The 7205-nt window shown below is 42.8% G+C and carries 5 protein-coding genes and 1 other annotated feature; all 5 genes read right to left on the bottom strand.

Translation table 11 applies throughout. The annotated features are described in order from the left end of the window. Positions 1-110 precede the first annotated feature (110 nt). Positions 111-313 (bottom strand) — a binding site (T-box leader). Further along, positions 310-1767, bottom strand: coding sequence for a glutamate--tRNA ligase (gene gltX / locus A5875_RS13805; protein WP_088934138.1), 1458 nt, complete (start codon positions 1765-1767; stop codon positions 310-312). Its footprint overlaps the feature before it by 4 nt. A 97-nt stretch (positions 1768-1864) precedes the next feature. Then, positions 1865-3019 carry a PIN/TRAM domain-containing protein gene (locus A5875_RS13800; protein WP_088934137.1) on the bottom strand — a complete coding sequence of 385 codons (1155 nt, stop codon included), beginning with the start codon at positions 3017-3019 and terminating at the stop codon, positions 1865-1867. Between the two features lie 87 nt (positions 3020-3106). Beyond that, entirely contained in the window at positions 3107-4480 is a 1374-nt protein-coding gene (gene radA, locus A5875_RS13795; RefSeq protein WP_088934136.1) for a DNA repair protein RadA, read from the bottom strand. Between the two features lie 18 nt (positions 4481-4498). After that, positions 4499-5005, bottom strand: a complete 507-nt coding sequence (locus A5875_RS13790; RefSeq protein ID WP_088934135.1) for a dUTP diphosphatase — start codon at positions 5003-5005, stop codon at positions 4499-4501. 189 nt (positions 5006-5194) lie between these two features. Then, positions 5195-6994, bottom strand: coding sequence for a glycerophosphoryl diester phosphodiesterase membrane domain-containing protein (locus A5875_RS13785; protein ID WP_088934134.1), 1800 nt, complete (start codon positions 6992-6994; stop codon positions 5195-5197). Positions 6995-7205: the final 211 nt, after the last annotated feature.

Genomic DNA, 7205 nt, shown 5'->3' with positions numbered 1-7205 from the left:
GGACTATACTGTGCGATCAATAGTAAGTGATAACTATGTTGTCTTCCCTTTCTACTATGCCAAACTACAAAAAGTCCAACTCGCAAAATAAAAGCGTCTTTTGAGTTTCCTCAAAAGACGCTTTTACGTGGTCCCACTTTTGTTTGCAATTAGTTATTGCCTTGAAACAGGTAACGTCTGTGAACCGTCCTCAGCTACATATCGCTGAGACCACTCGGAGATGCATTTCGTAAGGGTTGATTTGACTGCTTTCACCACCCGCAGTCTCTCTGAAAAATCGTCGCTTACTACTTCTTCTCTTCTTTGTGTTTACATTACTTGATCTAAATGTGCTAAGGCTTTTTCTTTGCCTAATAATTCTACTGTTTCTGGTAATTCTGGTCCATGGACCACGCCGCTTACTGCTACGCGGATCGGCATCCACAGATTCTTTCCTTTAATGCCTGTTTCTTTTTGAACAGCTTTGATTGAAGCCAAAACGCCGGCTGCATCCACGGTTTCTAACCCTTCCAGTTGTGCTTTGAACGCAGCTAAAACAGTCGAAACACTTTCACCTGCTAAAACTTCTTTAGCAGCCTCATCTAATTCAAGATGATCTTGGAAGAACAAACTAGAAACTTCAGTGATTTCTGCTGCATAACTCATTTGCGGTTGATACAAGCTGACTACGCGTTTCACCCAATCTTTACGTTCAGGTGTTGGATTTTCTTCGACTTTACCAGCCTGAATTAAATATGGCAAGCACAAGTCAGTTAATTTATCCAAGTCCATCGCTTTGATGTAATGGTTATTGACCCATTCTAATTTCTTTTGGTCAAAGGACGCAGGTGATTTACTTAATCGTTTTGTATCGAAAAGCTTGATCAATTCTTCTTGCGAGAAGATCTCATCTTCGCCAACTGGTGACCAGCCCAACAAAGTAATAAAGTTGAACATCGCTTCTGGCAGATAGCCTAATTCACGATACTGTTCGATAAATTGTAAAATACTTTCGTCACGCTTACTTAATTTTTTACCCGTTTCAGTATTGATGATTAATGTCATATGACCGAACGTTGGACGAGGCCAACCGAAGGCATCATAGATCATCAATTGTTTTGGTGTATTGGCAATGTGATCGTCCCCACGCAGCACGTGTGTGATCTTCATCAAGTGGTCATCTACTGCTACAGCAAAGTTGTAAGTTGGCATGCCATCGCGTTTTTGGATAATGAAATCGCCGCCGACATTGTCAGATTCAAAGCTGATCTCACCTTTGACCATGTCATCAAACGCAAAGCTTGTATTGCGCGGAACACGGAAACGAATAACAGGTTCCAAACCTTGCGCTTCTTTTTCTGCTTGTTCTTCTGGTGTTAGATTCGCACACTTGCCAGCATAATGAGGCATCTCGCCGCGAGCACGTTGCGCTTCACGTTCTTCCTCCAGCTCTTCAGAGGTACAATAGCATTTATATGCTAAGTTGCTCATCAGCAGTTGATCGATCAATGGTTGATAAACTTCACGTCGTTCTGATTGACGGTAAGGACCATACTTCCCAGGGTTTTCTGGAGACTCATCCCAGTCGATTCCCAGCCATGCAAGGTTTTCCAGCTGACTTTTCTCGCCGCCTTCGATATTTCGTTTTAAATCAGTGTCCTCGATTCGAATGATGAATTCTCCATCATTGTGGCGAGCAAATAGATAATTGAACAACGCTGTTCGGGCATTTCCGATGTGTAGGTGTCCAGTTGGACTTGGTGCGTAGCGCACACGTATTTTCGACATATATTAGTTCCTCTTTCCCGCTTATTTAACAAATGAAAATCATTTGCTACTCAACACAAATTGTACAATCAATCCACTGTTTAGTAAAGCTGCTCTGTTATTTTCCAGCCTTTTCGTTCGTGTAATCTAACTTTTTCTCAGGTGAATCGTCTTTAATGTTGCGGCTTGAATGAGCAGGCTTGGCAAAAATCATTCGTCCAGCAGCTGTTTGCAAGGCACTCGTCACGACAACTTCGATGTGTTCATTCATATAATGCTGGCCATCTTCCACGACGACCATCGTACCGTCATCCAGATAAGCGACCCCTTGTTGACGCTCTGTTCCGGCCTTCACTACCAAGACATTCATATTCTCTCCGGGAATCACGACTGGTTTCACCGCGTTAGCCAAAGCATTGATGTTTAAGACGGCCACGTTTTGGAATTCTGAAACTTTATTCAAGTTGTAGTCATTTGTTACGATCACGCCATCCAGCAATTTAGCCAATTTGATCAATTTGCTGTCAACTTCGCTGATATCTTCAAAATCACCATCATACATCTCAACGACAATCCCTTCCTCTTTTTGCAAAGAGTTCAAAATATCCAACCCGCGACGTCCCCGCACACGTTTCAAGCTGTCGCCAGAATCAGCGATGTATTGCAATTCATATAAAACAAAGTTGGGAATCATTAAGACCCCTTCTAAAAAGCCGCTTTTCGCAATATCGTAGATTCTTCCATCGATGATAACGCTCGTGTCCAAAATTTTATATTTATGGAAATGATCATCGGCTTTACGTTCTAAAACTTCACCATCGTTTGTCTCCGCTTTTTTGTTCCGACTAGTGAAGAATTTTTTCAATTCATCGATCCGTGTCGTTCCCATCCGAAATCCTAAATAGCCCAATAGCAGCATAATCAAGATCGGCAAAGCACTATTAATGAATGGGATCGGTATTTGATACAAAGGCGTCGTCCCAATCAATCCTAGTGTTAATCCTAAGATCGCACCTACCACTCCGAATAAGATATAAGTCAAGCTAAGTTCGTTTAATTGTTTCTCAATTTTTTTCACACCAACTGTGATTGGTTCTACGATCGCCAAAGAAATAATATAAAAAATAATTGCACCGATTAGGCCATTCGTAAGTGAATTATTCAACCACATGTTGTCTGCATAACCAATTGCTGTCCATGCTGCGGGTAGTAAAGTAACTCCTAAACTAATCCCAACAATAAGAACAATCACTGTCAACACACGTTTTTGCATGCCATCCCTCCTAAATTCTATTAATTATTAAGGTAAAAACCTTTTGAATAAAGGGTGTGCCAGAAATTTCTCCTGACACAGCCTTAATTAACGAAATACTTTTCTTAGTGTTTCTCCTAATGTCGCCACCGGAATCAATTCGATTCCCTTTGGCGGTTTCCAATCGCCCATATTATTCTTAGGCAGATAGATTTTTTTAAAGCCTAGCTTGCTAGCTTCTTTGACTCGCTGTTCGATACTGTTGACTCGACGAATCTCACCGGTCAAACCAATTTCACCGATAAAACACTCGGTCGCTTCCGTGCCATTTTCTTTATAGCTGGAAGCAATCGCGACAGCCACAGCCAAGTCGATAGCGGGTTCATTTAATTTCACGCCGCCCGCCGCTTTCAAGTAGGCATCCTGATTCTGCAACAACAAGCCTGCGCGTTTTTCCAAGACCGCCATGATCAAAGAGACCCGGTTGAAATCCAGTCCAGTCGTTGTTCGCTTCGCATTACCGAAAACCGTTGGTGTTACCAGAGCCTGCACTTCGACCAAAATTGGCCGGCTGCCTTCCATGGCTACGACGATAGCTGAACCCGTAGCGCCTTCCAAGCGTTCCTCTAAGAAAACTTGGGAAGGGTTAGCCACTTCGACTAAACCGCGTTCCCGCATTTCAAAAATCCCGATTTCATTGGTGGAACCAAAGCGGTTTTTTACTGCTCGCAGGATACGGAAGCTGTGGTGCTGTTCTCCTTCAAAATATAAAACAGTATCCACCATGTGCTCCAGCATACGAGGTCCAGCAATATTGCCTTCTTTAGTTACGTGACCCACGATGAAAATAGCGATTCCATTGGTTTTCGCCAGCTTCAATAGTTCCGCCGTTGTTTCGCGGACTTGACTGACTGAGCCTGCCACACTGGTAATATCTGGTTGAGTCATGGTTTGGATCGAGTCGATGATCACGTAATCTGGTTTCAGATTTTCGATCGTTCGGCTGATCTCGCCCATGTCTGTTTCTGCGTACAAATAAAAGTCAGTATCGCTTGAGCCTAAACGTTCCGCCCGCAATTTGATCTGCTGGGCACTTTCTTCTCCGGAAACATATAAAACAGTCCCGCCGGTCGCAGCCAGCTGGTGGGACACTTGCAGCAGCAAAGTAGATTTCCCGATACCCGGGTCCCCGCCGATCAATACCAATGAACCCGGAACGACACCGCCGCCTAAGACCCGATTCAATTCTGCTAAATCAGTTTGAACTCGCGTTTCCTTTTTAAAGACGACATCTTTTAGTTTGGTGGGTGTCGCACGCTCTCCTGTAATACTGACACGATTGCGACGATCTTCGGGATGATTTTGTTCAATCTCTTCCACCATCGTGTTCCAGCTTCCGCAGTTAGGACACCGCCCTAAATACTTAGGCGAAACATAACCGCATTCTTGGCAGATAAATTGTGTCTTGGTTTTCTTTGCCAAAACCTTCGCCTCACTCGTTTAATTTTTATCCGATGAACCGAAACCGCCTGTTCGTTCAGCTTCCGCTTCATCATTATCGGCTTTAAGAAATGGCAAGAAAATTCCTTGTCCGATCCGTTCGCCTTTTTTTATTTGGACATCTGTCAAACCAAAATTTGAAAATTGAAACATAATGTGCCCTTCATTATCAGGGTTATTGTAATAATCGCTATCGATCACGCCCACGCCGTTGCTTAATGTTAAGAAACGCTTCAACGGGTTGCTGGAACGATTCGCTAATTGCAAGTATTCATCTTGTCCCATGTAAGCTTTGATCCCTGTTGGAACCAATACAGGTTTAACGATTTTTTCAGATACTTCAGAACCTTTGGTAAAGTGCTGGATGATCTGTTTCCAAACCGCTGGGATCACGATATCTGCTGCAGCTTCAAAATCATAGCCCGCCGCATTTTTGGTTGCCCGCTTTGGCAAGTTGATCTTCTTATCTTGATAAGCTGCTGTTACTTCAAAACCTCGTTTTTTCATTATAATCTCCTTTAATTCTTTAGCCTTGATTGGCTTGGCTGTACAGTTGCCTATCTCGACCTGAAACTGCTGAGAATAGAACTGACATCCTTTGTGAAATATATAGCTATTCTACCATAGAGCAGGCAGGTGTTCGAAAATCTTTTGCGAAAACTCTATGGAAATTTAATGAATTTTCTTCGCTTTGGCCTAATTCTCGCTGATTCGTTCATCCAGTGCCGGCAGGCGATTGATATACAGCTCGATCCGCTTGGCATACGAAGGGGTTTTCTCATATGTTTTGATCTGTTCCTGCAATGTTTGCAGATCATCTGTGACAATGCCGTTAACATTTAAAGAGATCATTCGATCCATCGCTTCATCATCGTTGACTGTCCAAGCGTACACATCCTTCTTTTCTAAATGCGCGCGTCGAACGAAATCGCTTGTCAGCGTTGTTTCTTCCATTGTATAAGCATTCGCCGGTGTCTGCGGGAATACTAAATTATAAGGCAAGATGTAACTGACATACAACTTTGGTGCCTTCTCCTTCAACTCGGTAACTACATCATAGTCCAGGGAGTGGATTCGATGGTGATGGGTCAAAATATTTTGCTGATACTTTTCGATGAAGCGATCGACCATTTCTTTTGAATCCGTCGAATTCGTTTTGATCTCGATCAGTAATTTTTGCTGATGATCATTCGCAAAAGCCAAATAGTCGTCGAAACTTGCGATAGGCGCTACGTGGCCATTTTCAACTGCCTGCAAATCCTGGGTTTCGCTTAACGTCAATTCATGAGCTGTTTTATCTCTTCCAGTTAATTTTCTGAAATTTTTATCATGGAAGACAACGAATTGATGATCTTTGGTTTCTTGAATATCCATCTCAATATAGTCGGGCTTTTCTTTGATGGTAGCAGCCATCGCAGGAATCGTATTTTGCACCCCATTGCCATTATCGACGCCACGATGAGAGATCGTTAAAGGGATCGAATCTCCCAAACCGGTCAAATAAAGGACGTTGCTAAGCAAGGTCGTCCCGCCTAAAAAGATAACTAATACTACTGCGGCGATCCGTGTCCATAGACTTGGACGAATTAACCGCAGCGGGCGTTCGCCGCTAATCACCAAGGGATAAAATTTTTGAACCAGAACACTGAAATATAAAACCGTCGCCCATGCCAGCATCAACTGGCTGAAAAGCTGGATACTCGTCAAGGTGACCATCGCGCCGATTGCAGGAATTGGCTTCGGCAGCGAATCAAGAACTACCTGCAGACCAAAACTCAGACCATAGCCTACATAGGAAATGATCGTTAAGAACACCGTCAGGATAAAGATTCGCCACGCATAATGCCAATAGCGATGATGGGTCAGCTCTAAACTTTTCGCTACTGCTTGTTTGGGCGGTTCGTCAGAAAAAATCATCAGCGGCAGCACAAACAATAAACGTATCCCAATGTAGGATACAGCCACAGAAGCAACCATTAATAATAGAAGAAACACGGTATTTTCACTCAGATAGTCCAAAATAAAAACTGGAATCGTGACTTTACTTAATAATGGTGTACGGAAAATCGCATTGGCAAAAGGCAAAATCAATACAAAATAAAATAGGAAGAAAAAGAATGTCGCCGGACGCAAATGACGCATTTGATACAGTGATTGCTTGAAAAGTTCCCACAGCGAACGGTTATCCTTCGTTTGGATGCTTTTGATACTGAACAATTGAAAGGTGAACTGCAGAAAAACCAATGTCAGTACCAGTGCCAAAAGCAGCAGCAGGGCTGCTAGGACACCCGGATGTTTCGTTACGATCGTTAGAATATTCGTGTTGGAAACATACGGAATGTTCCCTTGCTTTAAAATGAACGCCACTAAAAACTGGACAATGGGGATCACCAGCATTTCTAAAACGATATTGGTCCCGACGATCAACAGTATGTAACTTCCCCAGTGGCGAAGAAATTCTCGTGAATAGGTGAAAAAGAATCGCAATGAAGACATTCGATACCCTCCTTTTGATTAATTATTAGTGTGGATCTGGCGGCTAATATTTTCCAAAAACCGGAAAATATTTTTATTCTCACTTCGCATACGATCCAACTAGACGTCTTGTCACTGTAACTTAACTTATATGTGAGTACGTTATCACAACTTAACTAACTACGAAAAGTTGGACTCGCAGCTAGCTCCGGTGTGGTAATCATTTTTCTAA

The organism is Enterococcus sp. 3H8_DIV0648 (assembly GCF_002140655.1).
In the GTDB taxonomy this organism is placed as follows: Bacteria; Bacillota; Bacilli; order Lactobacillales; family Enterococcaceae; genus Enterococcus_A; species Enterococcus_A hulanensis.
The sequence above is the reverse complement of the archived record's forward strand: the minus strand, read 5'-3'. Positions and strand labels throughout refer to the sequence as shown.